General features: G+C 35.3%; 19 protein-coding genes. 2 read left to right on the forward strand and 17 right to left on the reverse strand.

Annotation, left to right across the window (positions count from 1 at the left end; all coding sequences use genetic code 11):
• The first annotated feature begins 17 nt into the window (after positions 1–17).
• Positions 18–1,745, forward strand: a complete 1,728-nt coding sequence (gene ptsI, locus A9G10_RS12170) for a phosphoenolpyruvate-protein phosphotransferase PtsI (protein WP_065559774.1) — start codon at positions 18–20, stop codon at positions 1,743–1,745.
• A gap of 9 nt (positions 1,746–1,754) precedes the next feature.
• Positions 1,755–2,261 carry a PTS glucose transporter subunit IIA gene (gene crr / locus A9G10_RS12175; protein WP_065559775.1) on the forward strand — a complete coding sequence of 169 codons (507 nt, stop codon included), beginning with the start codon at positions 1,755–1,757 and terminating at the stop codon, positions 2,259–2,261.
• 71 nt (positions 2,262–2,332) lie between these two features.
• Here crr and pgi read toward each other — a convergent pair whose 3' ends face one another.
• The 17 genes from pgi to A9G10_RS12260 form a co-directional block, all read right to left on the reverse strand.
• Positions 2,333–3,982 (reverse strand): glucose-6-phosphate isomerase, encoded by a 1,650-nt coding sequence (gene pgi, locus A9G10_RS12180; protein WP_065559776.1) that lies wholly within the window; start codon positions 3,980–3,982, stop codon positions 2,333–2,335.
• Positions 3,983–4,168: 186 nt separating this feature from the next.
• Entirely contained in the window at positions 4,169–4,573 is a 405-nt protein-coding gene (locus A9G10_RS12185; protein WP_065559777.1) for a hypothetical protein, read from the reverse strand.
• Positions 4,574–4,757: 184 nt separating this feature from the next.
• Entirely contained in the window at positions 4,758–5,120 is a 363-nt protein-coding gene (locus A9G10_RS12190; RefSeq protein ID WP_065559778.1) for a hypothetical protein, read from the reverse strand.
• Positions 5,121–5,130: 10 nt separating this feature from the next.
• Entirely contained in the window at positions 5,131–5,412 is a 282-nt protein-coding gene (locus A9G10_RS12195) for a hypothetical protein (protein WP_065559779.1), read from the reverse strand.
• 488 nt (positions 5,413–5,900) lie between these two features.
• Positions 5,901–6,242, reverse strand: coding sequence for a DUF6717 family protein (locus tag A9G10_RS12200; RefSeq protein WP_065559780.1), 342 nt, complete (start codon positions 6,240–6,242; stop codon positions 5,901–5,903).
• On the reverse strand, positions 6,239–6,664 hold the full coding sequence (locus A9G10_RS12205) for a hypothetical protein (RefSeq protein WP_065559781.1): 426 nt from the start codon (positions 6,662–6,664) through the stop codon (positions 6,239–6,241). Before A9G10_RS12205 ends, A9G10_RS12200 begins: the two co-directional genes overlap by 4 nt.
• Complete coding sequence (locus A9G10_RS12210; RefSeq protein WP_143426014.1) at positions 6,657–7,586, reverse strand: hypothetical protein; 930 nt, start codon at positions 7,584–7,586, stop codon at positions 6,657–6,659. Before A9G10_RS12210 ends, A9G10_RS12205 begins: the two co-directional genes overlap by 8 nt.
• Before the next feature lie 45 nt (positions 7,587–7,631).
• Positions 7,632–7,964: a hypothetical protein gene (locus A9G10_RS12215; protein ID WP_065559783.1), complete on the reverse strand. Its 333-nt coding sequence runs from the start codon at positions 7,962–7,964 to the stop codon at positions 7,632–7,634.
• 3 nt (positions 7,965–7,967) lie between these two features.
• Entirely contained in the window at positions 7,968–8,687 is a 720-nt protein-coding gene (locus A9G10_RS12220) for a polymorphic toxin type 50 domain-containing protein (RefSeq protein WP_065559784.1), read from the reverse strand.
• 298 nt (positions 8,688–8,985) lie between these two features.
• Positions 8,986–9,291 (reverse strand): hypothetical protein, encoded by a 306-nt coding sequence (locus tag A9G10_RS12225; RefSeq protein WP_065559785.1) that lies wholly within the window; start codon positions 9,289–9,291, stop codon positions 8,986–8,988.
• Between the two features lie 162 nt (positions 9,292–9,453).
• Positions 9,454–9,744 (reverse strand): hypothetical protein, encoded by a 291-nt coding sequence (locus A9G10_RS12230; RefSeq protein ID WP_065559786.1) that lies wholly within the window; start codon positions 9,742–9,744, stop codon positions 9,454–9,456.
• A complete protein-coding gene (locus A9G10_RS12915; RefSeq protein WP_218837414.1) occupies positions 9,741–11,408 on the reverse strand; it encodes a hypothetical protein in 1,668 nt (555 codons plus the stop codon). Before A9G10_RS12915 ends, A9G10_RS12230 begins: the two co-directional genes overlap by 4 nt.
• A 351-nt stretch (positions 11,409–11,759) precedes the next feature.
• Positions 11,760–12,692, reverse strand: a complete 933-nt coding sequence (gene metA / locus A9G10_RS12240; protein WP_065559787.1) for a homoserine O-acetyltransferase MetA — start codon at positions 12,690–12,692, stop codon at positions 11,760–11,762.
• A gap of 221 nt (positions 12,693–12,913) precedes the next feature.
• The gene (locus tag A9G10_RS12245) at positions 12,914–13,726 is read right to left on the reverse strand and encodes a peptide ABC transporter ATP-binding protein (RefSeq protein WP_065559788.1); all 813 of its coding nucleotides are present in this window, start codon (positions 13,724–13,726) and stop codon (positions 12,914–12,916) included.
• A 24-nt stretch (positions 13,727–13,750) separates the two neighbouring features.
• On the reverse strand, positions 13,751–14,740 hold the full coding sequence (gene sapD, locus A9G10_RS12250) for a putrescine export ABC transporter ATP-binding protein SapD (protein ID WP_065559789.1): 990 nt from the start codon (positions 14,738–14,740) through the stop codon (positions 13,751–13,753).
• A 2-nt stretch (positions 14,741–14,742) separates the two neighbouring features.
• Complete coding sequence (locus A9G10_RS12255; protein WP_065559790.1) at positions 14,743–15,603, reverse strand: ABC transporter permease subunit; 861 nt, start codon at positions 15,601–15,603, stop codon at positions 14,743–14,745.
• Positions 15,596–16,525, reverse strand: a complete 930-nt coding sequence (locus A9G10_RS12260; protein WP_081299209.1) for an ABC transporter permease subunit — start codon at positions 16,523–16,525, stop codon at positions 15,596–15,598. The genes A9G10_RS12255 and A9G10_RS12260 overlap by 8 nt, the downstream gene beginning before the upstream one ends.
• Positions 16,526–16,547: the final 22 nt, after the last annotated feature.

The following is a 16,547-nucleotide window of genomic DNA, read 5'->3' on the forward strand; positions in this document are numbered from 1 at the left end:
AATAAGGATTAAATGTTATGGTATCAGGTATACTTGTTTCCCCCGGTATCGCTTTTGCAAAAGCGCTATTATTAAAAGAAGAACCTATTGTTGTTAATAATAGGGCAATTCCAGATAACAAAATTGATGCTGAAATTGCGCGTTTTAAAGATGCTCGTCAAAAATCAAGCGAGCAATTAAATGCGATAATGGAACGAGCAAAATCCACATTAGGCGAAGATAAAGCTGCTATCTTTGAAGGGCATATTATGCTTTTAGAAGATGAGGATTTGGAGCAAGAAGTTATTTCTCGTATACAAAGCAAGCATTCAACCGCTGATGCCGCTGTCCAATCAGTATTTGAAACTCAAGCTAAAGAGCTTGAAAACTTAGACGATGAATACTTAAAAGAGCGTGCTGCTGATATTCGTGATATTGGCAAACGTTTACTAAAAAATATTTTAGGGATTGAAATTGTCGATTTAAGTGCTATTAGCCAACCTTGTATTTTAGTTGCAACAGATCTTACTCCATCTGAAACTGCACAACTAAATCTAGATATGGTACTTGGTTTTATTACTGATGCAGGTGGACGTACATCCCATACTTCAATAATGGCTCGTTCATTAGAAATTCCGGCAATTGTTGGTACATCAAATGCAACACAAACAATTAAACAAGGTGATTTTGTTATACTTGATGCTATAAATAACGCCATTTATATCAATCCCGATCATACTACCCAAGAAAAACTCAAACAAGTTCAGGCAAAATATATTGCTGACAAAGAAGAGTTAGCAAAATTAAAAGACTTACCAGCCGTCACGCTTGATGGTCACCAAGTTGAAATTTGTGCGAATATTGGTACGGTGCGTGATATCGCTGGTGCTGATCGCAACGGTTATGAAGGTGTTGGTCTTTATCGTACTGAATTTTTATTTATGGATCGTGATGCCTATCCTAACGAAGATGAACAATTCAAAGCTTACAAAGAAGTAGCCGAATCAACAAATGGTTTATCTGTGATTGTCAGAACAATGGATATTGGCGGTGATAAAGATGTACCTTATATGCATTTACCGAAAGAAGAAAACCCTTTCTTAGGTTGGCGTGCAATTCGTATCTGTTTAGATCGCAAAGAAATACTCCATGCACAGTTACGTGCAATATTACGCGCATCAGCATTTGGTAAATTACGTATCATGTTCCCGATGATCATATCGGTTGAAGAAATCCGTATCTTAAAATCTGAAATTAATATTCTTAAAGAACAGCTTACTGCTGAAGGTAAAGCGTTCGATAAAAACATCGAAGTTGGCGTAATGATTGAAACGCCTGCGGCTGCTGTCATTGCTCATCATTTAGCGAAAGAAGTTGATTTCTTCAGTATTGGAACCAATGATTTAACACAATACACATTAGCGGTTGATCGTGGTAATGAATTAATTTCACATCTTTATAATCCACTTTCACCATCTGTCTTAACACTGATTAAGAAAGTCATTGATGCTTCGCACAAAGAAGGTAAATGGACAGGCATGTGTGGTGAGCTTGCTGGTGATGAACGAGCAACGATTTTATTACTTGGTATGGGACTTGATGAATTTAGCATGAGTGCAGTATCAATTCCTAAAATCAAAAAATTAATTCGTAATACACATTTTGAAGAAGCGAAAAAACTTGCTGACAATGTGCTAGAAAAAGCAACTTCTAAAGAAATTATGGATTTAATCGAAAAATATAACGCTGAAAAGCAAATTTGTTAGGAGAAAATAATGGGGTTATTCGATAAATTGAAGCAATTCATCAAATCTGATGATAGCAATGATAGCATCGAAATTATTGCACCTCTGAGTGGCGAAATCGTTAAAATCGAAGATGTGCCAGATGTCGTTTTTGCAGAGAAAGTCGTTGGTGATGGTATTGCAATTAAACCTGCTGGTAATAAAATTGTTGCACCACTAAACGGTAGAATTGGCAAGATATTTGAAACTAATCATGCTTTTGCTATTGAATCAGATGATGGTATTGAGCTATTTGTACACTTTGGTATTGACACTGTTGAATTAAAAGGCGAAGGTTTTACCCGTATCGCTGAAGAAGGTCAACAAGTAAAAGTTGGTGACACCATTATCGAATTTGATTTACCACTACTTGAAAGTAAAGCAAAATCAGTGTTAACACCTGTTGTCATTTCTAATATGGATAGTATTGTCGAACTGACAAAACTATCTGGTACCGTAGAAGCAGGTAAAACACCTGTTATGCGCGTGAAAAAATAATCAAAAAAAAACCTTCAGTTTTACTGAAGGTTTTTCTGCTCAATTCATTAACTGTCTAAAGTTAAATCTGTTTAACGCCACTTTTTATATTGATTAATCAAATTATTTGTTGAATCATCATGTGAAGTTACTGGCGTATCACTTGCTAATTCAGGTAAAATTCGACCGGCTAACTGCTTACCTAACTCAACGCCCCATTGGTCAAAACTGAATATATTCAAAATAATACCTTGAGTAAAGATTTTATGCTCATACATCGCAACTAATGCACCCAAGCTATACGGGGTAATTTTCTTAACTAAAATTGAATTGGTCGGTCTATTTCCTTCAAACACCTTAAACGGCACAATTGCTTTAACTTCATCAATCGTTTTTCCGGCAGCCATAAATTCTTGTTCAACTTGTTCTTTGGTTTTACCAAATGCTAATGCTTCAGTTTGAGCAAAAAAGTTAGATAACAATTTAGGATGATGATCACCAACCGGATTATGGCTAATTGCTGGCGCAATAAAATCACACGGAATAAGTTTAGTACCTTGATGAATTAATTGATAAAATGCATGTTGACCATTGGTACCCGGTTCACCCCAAATGATTGGACCAGTAGTATAAGTTGTTTTATGACCATTACGATCGACACTCTTACCGTTTGATTCCATATTGCCTTGTTGAAAATAGGCAGCAAATCGATGCATATACTGATCATAAGGTAAAATGGCTTCAGTCTCAGCACCATAAAAATTATTATACCAAATCCCAATTAAGGCTAATAATGCAGGAATATTTTTATCAATTGGTGTATTTTGGAAGTGTTTATCCATGGCATGACCACCAGCCAAAAATTGTTTAAAATTATCAAATCCAATGGATAAAACAATCGATAAACCAATCGCAGACCAAGAAGAGTAACGACCGCCTACCCAATCCCAAAATTCAAACATATTCGCCGTATCAATACCAAATTTTTCAACTTCTTTGGCATTAGTGGATAGCGCAACAAAATGTAAAGCAACCGCTTTATCATCTTTAGCTGCATCAAGTAACCAAGAACGAGCCGTTTGTGCATTAGTCATGGTTTCTTGTGTAGTAAATGTTTTTGATGCTACTAAAAACAAGGTTGTTTCAGGGTTTAAGCCTTTTAATGCTTCAACAATATGAGTACCGTCAACATTTGAAACAAAATGCATGTTTAAATGATTTTTATAAGGACGCAACGCTTCGGTAATCATGACGGGTCCAAGATCTGATCCCCCTATGCCGATATTTACCACATCAGTTATCGCTTTACCGGTATACCCTTTCCACTCACCGCTAATGACTTTATTACTGAATGATTCCATTTTTGCTAATACCGCATTGACATCATCCATCACATTTTTGCCATCAACATAAATAGGGGTATTCGATACATTACGTAAAGCAACATGCAAAACAGCACGATCTTCGGTGCGATTAATTTTTTCACCACTATACATAGCTGTAATTGCACCTTTAAGATCACATTCATCAGCAAGCTTATGAAGTATTGCTAATGTCTCTTGCGTAATACGATTTTTAGAAAGATCAACCAAAAACTCATCCTCAAATGGGATGCTGAGTTTTTCAACTCGTTTTGGCTCTTCTTTTAAAATTTGCGCAATGGTCTTATTGTGATGCTTTTGATAACTTGCTTGAAGGGATTTCCAAGATGAAGTGGTAGTTGGATCAATTGATTTTAACATAACTCATTCCTTAAATAATAAAGCACTCTATCCATAATATAACTATGCCTAAAATGATGCAAGATAAGGATCTTTTATCTTTTATTTTTGAATTAAGCACACTGACCAATTGACTAAAGCACCAATTCATAATCGTTTTAAACGACTTTTTAGTCGCCTTTCTGCAAAATTATCGTCCGGTTTGGCTTATAAATATTCGGTTATTGAGTTAGCCAGTTCGGGAAATTCTTGTACTAAGTTTGACAGGCGTTCTTCATGAGGGCTAAATACCGTAAAATCTGTGACACTGCCTGCTATCATCCCTTTTACCCACGAGCCTATATTTTTCAAGGGTTTTATAAATTTGGTTGCCCTTACCGCCGGTATAAACCCGACAATAAATTGACTGACACCATGTGTTATCCCACCAGAGATAGTCTGTGGTGGTGATACCTCAGGAATTTGTATAGGATTAGGTGCCTGACCAATCGGTTTATCACTGATAATTTCTGCATGCACTCGAGCAAAAAATAGCGGAGATATCGGATTAATTAAGGTGCTATCCCATAATAAATCGAGTGTACTTTGCCCTGCATCTCGTAAACCACCCAATATCTGTAAGGGGACATCTTAATACCAGGCTCGGTGCTGTGTTTGGCGGTCAAAGATGACATCCACTAATTTTATATCCGGCTACCGTTCATCATTAACTTTGAGCTGAATAAAATAATGATTAAGCTTGTGATAGAGATCAAAAAATAGATGAAAGTCCCCAATCTATTGATCGGGGAAAAAATTAAATTAATTTCTCATTGTTAAGCAATACAATGATATTTTCTATTCCTAGCTCTGAGCGTAAAAGATCTGCTATTTCTGATGTATTCATTTCCGGAAAGGATTTATCATTTACCGATACCATAAAATATGATCTAGCACCTTCTAAACCAAATTCTTCAGCAATTAATAACTTACTTTCTAGAGAATATCTTTTCTGCTTATCACTAATAAATTCTAATTGTTTTCGTTCTAAAATTGGTGAAGCCAAATAAATAATATATGATTTATCAAAAATATCTTTATAAACTGATTTAACCTTACTAATTTTTTTATTTAATAACTCTGCATCTAATGTTGTATAGCATGTTATATCTATTGCCATAATATTTATCTCACTTAATTCTAGTTATATTTCCTGATTTATCTATAACAATTATTTTATCCAATCCTTTAATCTCCCATTTAGAAAACTGTTCTTCAAGAGCATCTACCGTCACTTTAGAATCAGATATATTAATAACTACATTGTTTGTTTGCCCCTTAAGCACTTTATCTTCAACGCCAGCCAAAATATTCCTAACATTATTTGAACTTGGAGCATAGTTATCAAATATTTCACCGTTAATTTTGTAATCTGGGTTTTTTATTCCTGATGTAATGGGGTTCTGTTCCACATGATAACCATTCTTTGAAAGAATTTGAGCACTTTCATTTTCTCTTATAATTGAGCGTATATTTTCAGAAGTACTTGAAAGTGGTATTTCAGTTGGTTTGCCGGTTAAAGATCCTCTCTCTCCCTTTTCAGCAAAATTATTCCAATTAACCTCATCTAATTCAATCTTTACCGCTTCAATTTTATAATGTACTTTCGCTCTGACTTCAGTGCCGGTTAATTTGGTGCGGGAGTATTTTAATAAGCGTAGTGAACGGCTAATAGGAGCGGCTAAACCACCTAATAATAATGCTTCTAAATTAAACCACTAAAAAATTGGTTGAATTTAGTATGGTCAATGATCACTTTTCGAAGTAGATTAATAGCAAGCATTACAACTTTTCCTTCAGATAATCACATACAATATTGTGTGGTTTTTTATATTTTGCCGATTTATAAAGCACTAGTGACATTAACATTCATGATAATTTGTAATATTAGATTTTCTAACTAGATAGATTTAATTTTGACATACAAGTTTTTGGGGGCTTCAGGAAAATACTTAAACAAAGCAGGACAAAGCCAACCTTCCATATCAAATTCTTTCGAGTAATACCAGTTACCAGCATTATCAGATCTTCGCCATTCTAAACAAAGATCGGTATCAGGGAAGTAATCTTTAGAAAAGATTAAAATAAATCCTTTTTCAGCATTTGGGATTGATTCAGTGGCTTTATCAATTAAAGTATCTGCGCCAGAAACAAAAGGCTCTTGTAACAAGCCTACCTTTTCATCATCAAAGACCCACATATCAAGATATTTATATGGTTTTATAATATTAATTGAGTTCATGTATTTTCCCTTAATGGAAACATTCGTAAAATATTCATTAGCGCGAAGAGAATTTTGGAGTTAGGAGTCCAAATTGGTAGCTTTTCGTGACCAATAAATAAAAAATTGGAGTCGTATTTCAAGTCATCATCAGAAATACCTTCTTTCCTAATATCAATTAACTTCTCTATACTATCTAATTTTAATTGATAGATACTATTATTATGATAACTAATAACTTTATCTGTTGTTATAGCTGTCCAGCGCTTCTTGTTATTTTCGAAAAATAAAAATATTATTTCATCATCCGAATTCACATATTCTTTGTGTAATTTGTCCGCAAAATTATCCCTTTCTTCATCATTGAGTCTTGTTTCCGAAAGCGACTTGAACTGATTTGCCTTCCAGAGAAGGCGATCTTTATACCATTCTTTTTTAGTCATATATTATTGTAAAGTCTGTTGTGCTTGAGTTTCCACGAACTACTTTACCTCCCATGAAAGGTTTACCATCAGCAACTCTTTTTTCTAGAAAATCCATAAGTTTTTCATTTGCAATATATCCAGTATTAACCTCGACTTTCTGTGCACCTTTAGATTTTGCATGTGCAACTAACAATTTAACATCAGAATAATTAATTTCACTTGTAATTTTAATTTCTACTTTAGCAGTCCCATTGTTAATGTTAATATTTTTTAAATCAATACCAATTTTTTCAGCTGCAGCTTGTGTTTCTTTTGATATTTGATTCTCACCCGTTTCCTTTACAACATTATTCCAATTAACCTCATCTAATTCAACCTCTACCGTTTCAATTTTATGATGTACCTTCGTTCTGACTTCAGTGCCGGTTATTTTAATTCGGGAGTATTTTAATAAGCGTAGTGAACGGGTTAAGGGTTCGGCTAAGCCGCCTACTAACAATCCTTCTAAACTGTTTTTTAATCGTCCTTCTGCAAAACTATCGTCTGGTTTGGCTTGTAAATATTCGGTTATTGGGTTAGCCAGTTCGGGAAATTCTTGTACTAAGTTTGACAGGCGTTCTTCATGAGGACTAAATACCGTAAAATCTGTGACACTGCCAGCTATCATCCCTTTTACCCACGAGCCTACATTTTTCAAGGGCTTTATAAATTTGGTTGCCCTTACCGCCGGTATAAACCCAACAATAAATTGACTGACACCATGTGTTATCCCGCCGGAGATAGTCTGTGGTGGTGATACCTCAGGCATTTGTATAGGATTGGGTGCCTGACCAATCGGTTTATCACTGATAATTTCTGCATGCACTCGAGCAAAAAATAGCGGAGATACCGGATTAATTAAGGTGCTATCCCATAATAAATCGAGTGTACTTTGCCCCACATCTCGTAACTCACCCAATAAAAGTTGTGTAGGAAAAGCCCGTTATTAATATTCTCGACGAAGATAAAACCAACCTAAATTTCCTTTTTTATCATATAATGAAGTAGAAATAGGAATAACTGTAAGATTTAAATACATACCAACAAACTCTTGATATAAATCAGAAACAACTTCAGTATGAGCGCATTCCATTTCTTCCTCTTCTTCTTCAGTTAAATCGCTATCAAAAAATATTTCAATTGTTAAATCTTGATCAATTATACTTGCAGTTATTCCACGCATTTTCTTGGTTGCTCGATCAATCATACAATGCATTATGTATAGTTTTATTCTATTTTCAATTTTTACTTTTTCTTCATTTGTTTTATCTGAATACATAGTTTATGGCCTCGCTGGTACTATATGTACGCCTGTTTTTGAATAATGGATTGTAAAATTAGTTGTAGGGACAAAAGATCCAGTAGTTATGTCATAATACTGTCCGATTATTTTATTAGTTGATATTACTTCTTTTGATCCGGGTGTTCCTAAAGGTCTATTGGTTGGAATCTCTCTTCCAGTTCCTGCATATTGATTGACTAAACTTTGAGTATCAATATTATTGTTCAAAGTACTCCTTGGTGTAGAAGAACTAGCGTTTGCAGTTTTATGTTCATTTGTTCCAACAATATGTTTATTTTGTTGATTCATATTAACAGTTAAGTTCGGACTTACATCTGGTGCAAAATTAGTACTTGGTTTTATGGAGGGATTACTATTTACCGTCCTCGTTTCAGCAACATTATTCCAATTAACCTCATCTAATTCAACCTCTACCGCTTCAATTTTATGGTGTACCTTCGCTCTGACTTCAGTACCGGTTATTTTGATGCGGGCGTATTTTAATAAGCGTAGTGAACGGGTTAAGGGTTCGGCTAAGCCGCCTACTAACAATCCTTCTAAGCTGTTTTTTAATCGTCCTTCTGCAAAACTATCGTCTGGCTTGGCTTGTAAATATTCGGTTATTGGGTTAGCCAGTTCGGGAAATTCTTGTACTAAGTTTGACAGGCGTTCTTCATGAGGACTAAATACCGTAAAATCTGTGACACTGCCTGCTATCATCCCTTTTACCCACGAGCCTACATTTTTCAAGGGTTTAATAAATTTGGTTGCCCTTACCGCCGGTATAAACCCAACAATAAATTGACTGACATGATTAGGTAAACATTTTTGATGAAATGTTTTAGTTTATTTGCTTTTTTTAATGTGTTGTTAATCCCATTAAAGACTGGAGCAGAATGGTGTTTATGTCGCGCGATCATTTATTATTAAAGTTATTCAGAATAGATTAATTATTGAACCTATAATGTTGATCTGGGTACTTAAAAATTAGCTCCCCACAAGTTAAGTGGGGAAGTGATTAACAAGCGTAAGGAACCAAATGAGAATTTGGCAATCCATTGTAGATATCGATCGCTTCTTGCCCTTCTGCAATAAACTCAACATCAATAGGATCGGGTGGATTATTGGGATCGTTATAATCTCCTTCTAAGAAAGCTTTATATTGCTCTAACACATATAAAAGTTGTTCTTTGGTCATAATGACTTGTTGTTCTTCGACGTATTCAGTACCTATAAAAACATAATTTCCAGTAATCAATACCCAAAACGCATTACCAACACTGAACATATCATCGGGTGCAGGGCTATTTTCCAAATCAATCAAGTTACTAATCCAGATATTGATTGAGTTTATTGAATATCATCTCTTAGCCAATCAGCAATTTCTCTAGTTCCAAAACCAAATATTCTTTGGTCGTCTGTAGATTTTACAAGCTTTCCAGCCGTAGGATTAAAACCAGAGTCATCCCACCAGAATATAATTTTATCATTGTTGATATGTTACTTCATAATCATCACCTAATTCGGCTTGCAGCTTTTCTTTCAAAGATTGCCCCATTTCATTAAAGATCATTTCTTCTTCTGGAGTCGCAAATCCAGAAGTTAAAGGATCATCTAAATTTAATGTTTCATCATATTTATCTGACCAGCTATTAAGCTCATTTTTTAGTACATTACTTATTGGTAATGTATTAGGGTTAATATTTCCAACAGCATCATTTGAATTAAGCCATAGAGGATAACATTGATAATCAGCCATTAATTTTATTTTTTTCATTTAACACTCCCAGCGGGGTTAGCTCCTACAATAAAACCGTTATTACCTGTCGTTACAGCTATACGTTGTTTTTGCCCATTAATAAGAACTTCATAGATTGGACGTCCGGTTCCTTTCCCTTGATAACCAATTATCTTTCCTTTGGAAACCGCATCCATAACAACATCTGGTATTTGTGATTCTGAAACGCCTATTTTTGCAAAATCGTCAGCATGCTCTTTAATAATATGTTGAAGACCTGCAGATAGATTTCCTTTTTCAAGAAAAACTATTTTACCATTAGGCAGTTTTTCAACCCTTAAAACATTTTCAGGTGAAAATTTAACTCCATTATTGGACATTTCAGTAAGATATTGTTGATTTACCGTCCTCTTTTCAACAACATTATTCCAATTAACCTCATCTAATTCAACCTCTACCGCTTCAATTTTATGATGTACCTTCGCTCTGACTTCAGTACCGGTTATTTTGATGCGGGCGTATTTTAATAAGCGTAGTGAACGGGTTAAGGGTTCGGCTAAGCCGCCTACTAACAATCCTTCTAAGCTGTTTTTTAATCGTCCTTCTGCAAAACTATCGTCTGGTTTGGCTTGTAAATATTCGGTTATTGGGTTAGCCAGTTCGGGAAATTCTTGTACTAAGTTTGACAGGCGTTCTTCATGAGGACTAAATACCGTAAAATCTGTGACACTGCCTGCTATCATCCCTTTTACCCACGAGCCTACATTTTTCAAGGGCTTTATAAATTTGGTTGCCCTTACCGCCGGTATAAACCCGACAATAAATTGACTGACACCATGTGTTATCCCACCAGAGATAGTCTGTGGTGGTGATACCTCAGGAATTTGTATAGGATTGGGCGCCTGACCAATCGGTTTATCACTGATAATTTCTGCATGCACTCGAGCAAAAAATAGCGGAGATACCGGATTAATTAAGGTGCTATCCCATAATAAATCGAGTGTACTTTGTCCTGCATCTCGTAATCCACCCAATATCTGTAAGGGGACATCTTGATACCAGGCTCGGTGCTGTGTTTGGCGGTCAAAGATGACATCCACTAATTTTATATCCGGCTCAAGATTGACGTAAGCATGTCCACGACTATCAAGTTGTCCCTGATAAATCATTCGTTGATTACTGTTATTAAATAACGTAAAAGATTGATTCGGTAAGTTTTCAACACTGAATTCTATCCAGTTATCCTCATCAAAGAAAAACAACTCCCGTTCCCGTATTTCTGCGGGGGTTAATTTACGTGGCGCTTTGTTGCTCGGTAGTTTTAAAAAATTAGTTTGAGGCGGTAATAATCCACAATCAAGCGTGAGCGGTTTTTCAATTAACAACGCCCGACCGGTTGTCAGTGCTTCTGTTAAGGCTTGCGTGACTTTGGCGTTATCATGACCATAGTGATTGTTGCCATAGTATAAGCCCAAGTTTTCCAGTGTAGGGTAAAGCTGTTGACATTGTTCAGGATGTTGAACGCAATGAGCAATAGCTTCATCTTGTGCTGCGCTGTAATCGTAACGAACGGTGTTATAACCGGATGCTTGTAACTGTGTTTTGGGAAACTCATAAAACCCATACTGAGCTAACAGACTTTCGGGGGCTTTCTTTTGTAGTGCCAGCCACTCTTTTTGAGTAATCAATTTATAACATTTCATACAGCTTGTTGTTCTCTATCCCTTATATACCAAATCCGTAATGCATAAGCTTAAACTGACGATTTAAAGCTAACATTTTGCATTTTATGGTTTTATTTTGTATTTTTATATAAAACCATTTTTTTTAGGATAGATTATTTTTTGACAGGCGACAAGCTTTTTTTTCTTTTTTAGAAACAAATACGCAATTTATTGGAAATTATCACCTGTTATTTTTTTAATCTTAACAAACAAATTCTAATTATAAATCATTATTCAAATATTGTTGCACAAGCAATAGCCGATCAAAGTTAGAATAATGAATTTATTTCTGGCTCTTTGAATCTTAGGTATAGTTTCTTTATATTCGGTTTAATCATCAATTGTTAAATTACGCGTCGTTAAATCAAATGGTGTTAATTGATAGACATAATAGTTAAGCCAATTGCTGAACAATAAATAAGCGTGACTACGCCATGTAGCTTTAGGGGTTAAGTCTGGATTATTATGAGGAAAATAATTTTCTGGGATAGCAGGCTGAATACCAGCTTTAAGATCACGAAAATATTCGTTGGCTAAAGTAAATGAGTCATATTCAGGATGCCCGGTAACAAATGCCATCCGTTTATCTGCTGTTGCCATTAAATAAGGGCCGCTAATATCAGAATCTGCCAGTATTGAAAGATCGGTATAATTTTTTATTTTTTCAATCGGAAAATCTGCATACCTTGAATGCGGTGCTAAAAAAGAGTCATCGAATCCTCGGGTTAAAATGGCATTAGGTTGTAAAATTTGATGCTGATAAACCCCAGATAATTTTTGTGAACGTGTAAATTTTGGTAAATCATAAAGTACATTTAAAGCGGCTTGTACTGCCCAACACACAAACATGGTTGAGGTGACATGTTCTTTTGCCCATGTGATAATTTCAACTAATTTTGACCAATAGACTACATCCGTAAAGGCCACTTTTCCTAACGGTGCGCCAGTGATAATAAGCCCATCAAAATTTTGTTCACGTATATCGTCAAAATCACAATAGAAACTATTTAAATGCTCGACTGGTGTATTTTTCGATTCACGCTGATCAATACGTAATAGTTGAATATCGACTTGTAATGAGGAGTTGGAAAGCAGTCGTAAAAATTGGTTTTCTGTCTCTATTTTTTTAGGCATAAGATTAAGAAAAAGCAGCTTTAGCGGACGAATTTCTTGTGTATTTGCACGAGAAGATGTCATGATAAAAATATTTTCTTTACGAAGTACATCAACGGCTGGTAATGAATCAGGAATACAAATAGGCATAGCAAAAACTCCTAATAATCAACAATCTTTAAAAACCTAAAATAGACGTCTAGAAATCTGTATAGCTAAATATAAGATGTTTTAGATTATTTGTCGAGGTTTTTATTTTGATCAGCCAAATCCAATATCTAAAATAAAATCATGATACTACCACAACCAAATAAAGTTAAATTCGCATTAGTCTTTTTTAGATTGGATAATTGACAAAAATAAGGGAAGAGTTAAAAAGCCCGTGTATCGGTGCGCCATGAGTCAGCGGTTAACGCTTCGCCAAAATAACTATTAACAAGTTTTTGCGTGATATCACTAAGTGGCGAGGCTAACACTTCGGCGGTATTCCCGTATTCAACAAGTTCGCCTTTATGCATCACTAAGATTTGATCACTGATATGCTTCATCATACCAATATCTTGAGTCACATAAATATAAGAGATGTTATGCTCGGCTTGTAATGACAACATCAAATTAACAATCTGTGAACGCATCGAGATATCTAATGCGGCTAACGCTTCGTCTAAAATAATAACTTTAGGTTTTAGAATTAATGCTCTTGCTAGGGCGACCCGTTGTTTTTGCCCCGATGCCATCACCGATGGATAATAAGAAGCATGTTCAGGCAGTAAGCCAACTTGCTTTAATACGTCGCTTATCATTTTTTCACGTTCAAACGCATCGTAATGGGTATTGTGTTTGAGTGGAATTTCAAGCAGTTGACCAATGCGAAGTCTTGGATCAAAAGAGCTTTCAACATGTTGAAAAATCATGCGAATAAGTTGACACCGGTAACTATAATCACCATATTCGACTTTTGTGCCATCAATCCAAATATCACCACTATCGGGTTTGACCATTCCAACTAACATTTTAGCTAAAGTTGATTTGCCCGATCCATTTTGCCCAATAATAGCTAGAGTTTTTCCTTCATTGATCGAAAAAGATATCGGTTTAACAGCATCAATATAAAGATGTCCCAAAAATCCTTTAGGAATTTTAAATTGCTTTGACAAATTACGCACTTTTAAAATTGGGTTCATGGTTTAGTCCTGGTTTTGATAATTTTACTCATCAGTATTTAAAGGAAAATGACAAGCAACAAAGTGATCTTTAATTTGGATTAATTCGGGTGCTTGAATACATTTTTTTTGTGCATAAGGACAACGTGGGCCCAATCGACAGCCAATAGGTAAATGTTCAAGTGACGGAATAACACCCGGTAAGGTATTTAATGGGCTTTTATGTGGCATTGCCTTACCAAAATCAGGAATTGCGTAAATGAGCGCTTGTGTATAAGGGTGATAAGGCGATTTAATTAAATCTTCGCTATCCGCTACTTCAACCGTCTGTCCACAATATAATACATTAATCCGATCTGTCCATCTTGTTATCATTTGCAAATCATGGCTGATAAGCAAAATCGTGGTGCCCATATTTTGATTCATGCTAGCCAGTAGCCTAAAAATTTGGGCTTCTGTCGTGGCTTCCATGGCATTAGTCGGCTCATCGGCAATCAGTAATTTAGGTTGATTGGCCAATGCAATGGCTATCATGACTTTTTGACATTCACCTTCCGTCAGTTCAAACGGATAAGACTTTAATATTTCTTTATGCTCTTTGATTCCAACCCGATGCAATAGTTCAATCGCACGATTTTTACGCCAAAATAGCCGTTGCCACCAATGACCTTTAAAGGTGCGTCTAGGTATTGCCTCGATCAGTTGTTGCCCAATCTTCATTGATGGATCTAAACATGATTGTGGTTCTTGGAATATCATGGAAATATTCGCACTAATAACTTTACGGCGTTGTTTAGGCGTAAGTTTTAGTAAATCAATATTATTAAAATGAAAGCGATCTGCCGAAATTTTCCAATTATGATTAGTGATCCCTAAAATCGCTTTGGCAATTAAGCTTTTTCCAGAACCCGATTCACCGACTAATCCTCGGATTTCACCTTCTGATAATCTAAGGTTAACCCGGTCGATAGCACGTAATAGACCATCAGGAGTAATAAACTCTATCGTTAAATTACGAATATCTAACAATGCCATGATTAATGCCCTGCTCGTCGACCATTTAATCCAAAGTTTAATAAATAAACAAAGATAATGGTAGCTGAAACCGCAATTCCGGGGGATAAAAAGGCTAAATAATTGGTACCAATAATGTCTTTCATTTTAAACATCATCATACCTAAATCGGGTCTGGAGGTATCGTTAGCAAAACCTAAAAAGGTGATGCTGGTAATGGCTAAGATAATTGAGCTAAATAACGATACAATTTCAGTTAAATAGACAGGTAGAATATTAGGCAAAATATAGTGATTTAAAATCGTTATTTTAGATAATCCATCAAGCCGATAAGCCGTGATATAAGTTTTATTCCACTCCTTAATCACACGTTGATGAATGTTGTATATAAATCGAGGTGAGTAAGATAACCCAATGATTAACAACATATTGGTTATGTCATCTTCAAATAACATACTGACAACGATAACCCCCAATAATGGCGGTACGACCAAAAAAAATCGGAAAATCAATAAAATAAAAGATCGTAGAAATGGAATGAAAAACATTAAATAATTAATCAATCCCGCAATCACAACAACATAAAATACCGCCTTTAGTGTCATCGATAAGGTTGAGCGATAACCAATTAATAAGTAATCAAAGATATCTTGTCCTTTAGCATTAGTGCCTAAAATGTGATTAATATCGCCATTCATAAACCATGCTGGCGGTAAGGAACTTGCATAAATAGGATCTAAATGAGCATGAAAAAACCATTTTGTTGAAATAGCAACAAAGACAATTGCCACAATGCCATAAAAGCCAACAATTGAATAAAGATTACTATGTAGCTTATTAAAACATAATGCCACGCTATTTAATAACCTTGTTACCTTAGACATGATGTTCCTTATGACGTAATGGATAAATAGCCACAGCGGTAATTTCACCCAATAATGTTAAAAAGCTTATCACTGTTCCACAAGCAAGGATAGCAATTGAGATAATAAAATAGTTATGATGCAGATAAGCGCCCATCACCCATTGCCCTAACCCAATACGATTAAACAATATTCCGACAATCATCGTTGAAAACAACAATGTGGTTGTATTATAGGTCAGTTGCGGAATGGTTGCCGGAATGGTATTGGGCAATAAATGTCGTCGTAAAATTTTTAAAGGTGACCTTTCTCGAATTGCAGCCATTTTTATGTAGTTCTGGCGTGAGGTATTTTTGACATTTTGGCTAATAAGCTGAATAGTGATAATGCTAGGCTGTATTGCAAGAATGATTATCGGCACTATCAAATAATGAAACTGCTCAATCAATAAATCTATTTTATTCTGTTTGTCAGACAGTAAAATTTCTAATAACGATGTACCAATAGCGGAAGAAGATGTATCAAAATGTATTGATACAGACAAATTTGGCGAGACCCAAAACATAACCATCACAATTAACATCACAATAGGACATGAATATAGTAATAAGCAACTTAACCGAATCGTGCTATTTAACCAATTAATATTACTTAGTCCTAAAAAGATACCCAATGGTAAACCAACAATTAGTGCAACCGCTAAGGCTAGAATACACAGTTCAATCGTCGCAGATAGAGTATAAAGAAACGAGACCTTTTCCCCTGAGGTTAATGTAAATTGTCCTTGCAATAACTGCCTAAAGAAAGAACTGTAAGCATCAACAATATGCAGATGATTAAACATGGAATGGGGCGAAAAATAGACAAGGCAAAAGCTGATCTGAGCCAAAATGCAGATAATTAATACAAAAGTGACTATTTTTTTCAAAATATAAATAATCATGTTTTTTTATCGCTTTTATTTG

This window comes from Gilliamella sp. wkB308, assembly GCF_001690185.1.
Classification (GTDB): domain Bacteria; phylum Pseudomonadota; class Gammaproteobacteria; order Enterobacterales; family Orbaceae; genus Gilliamella; species Gilliamella apicola_I.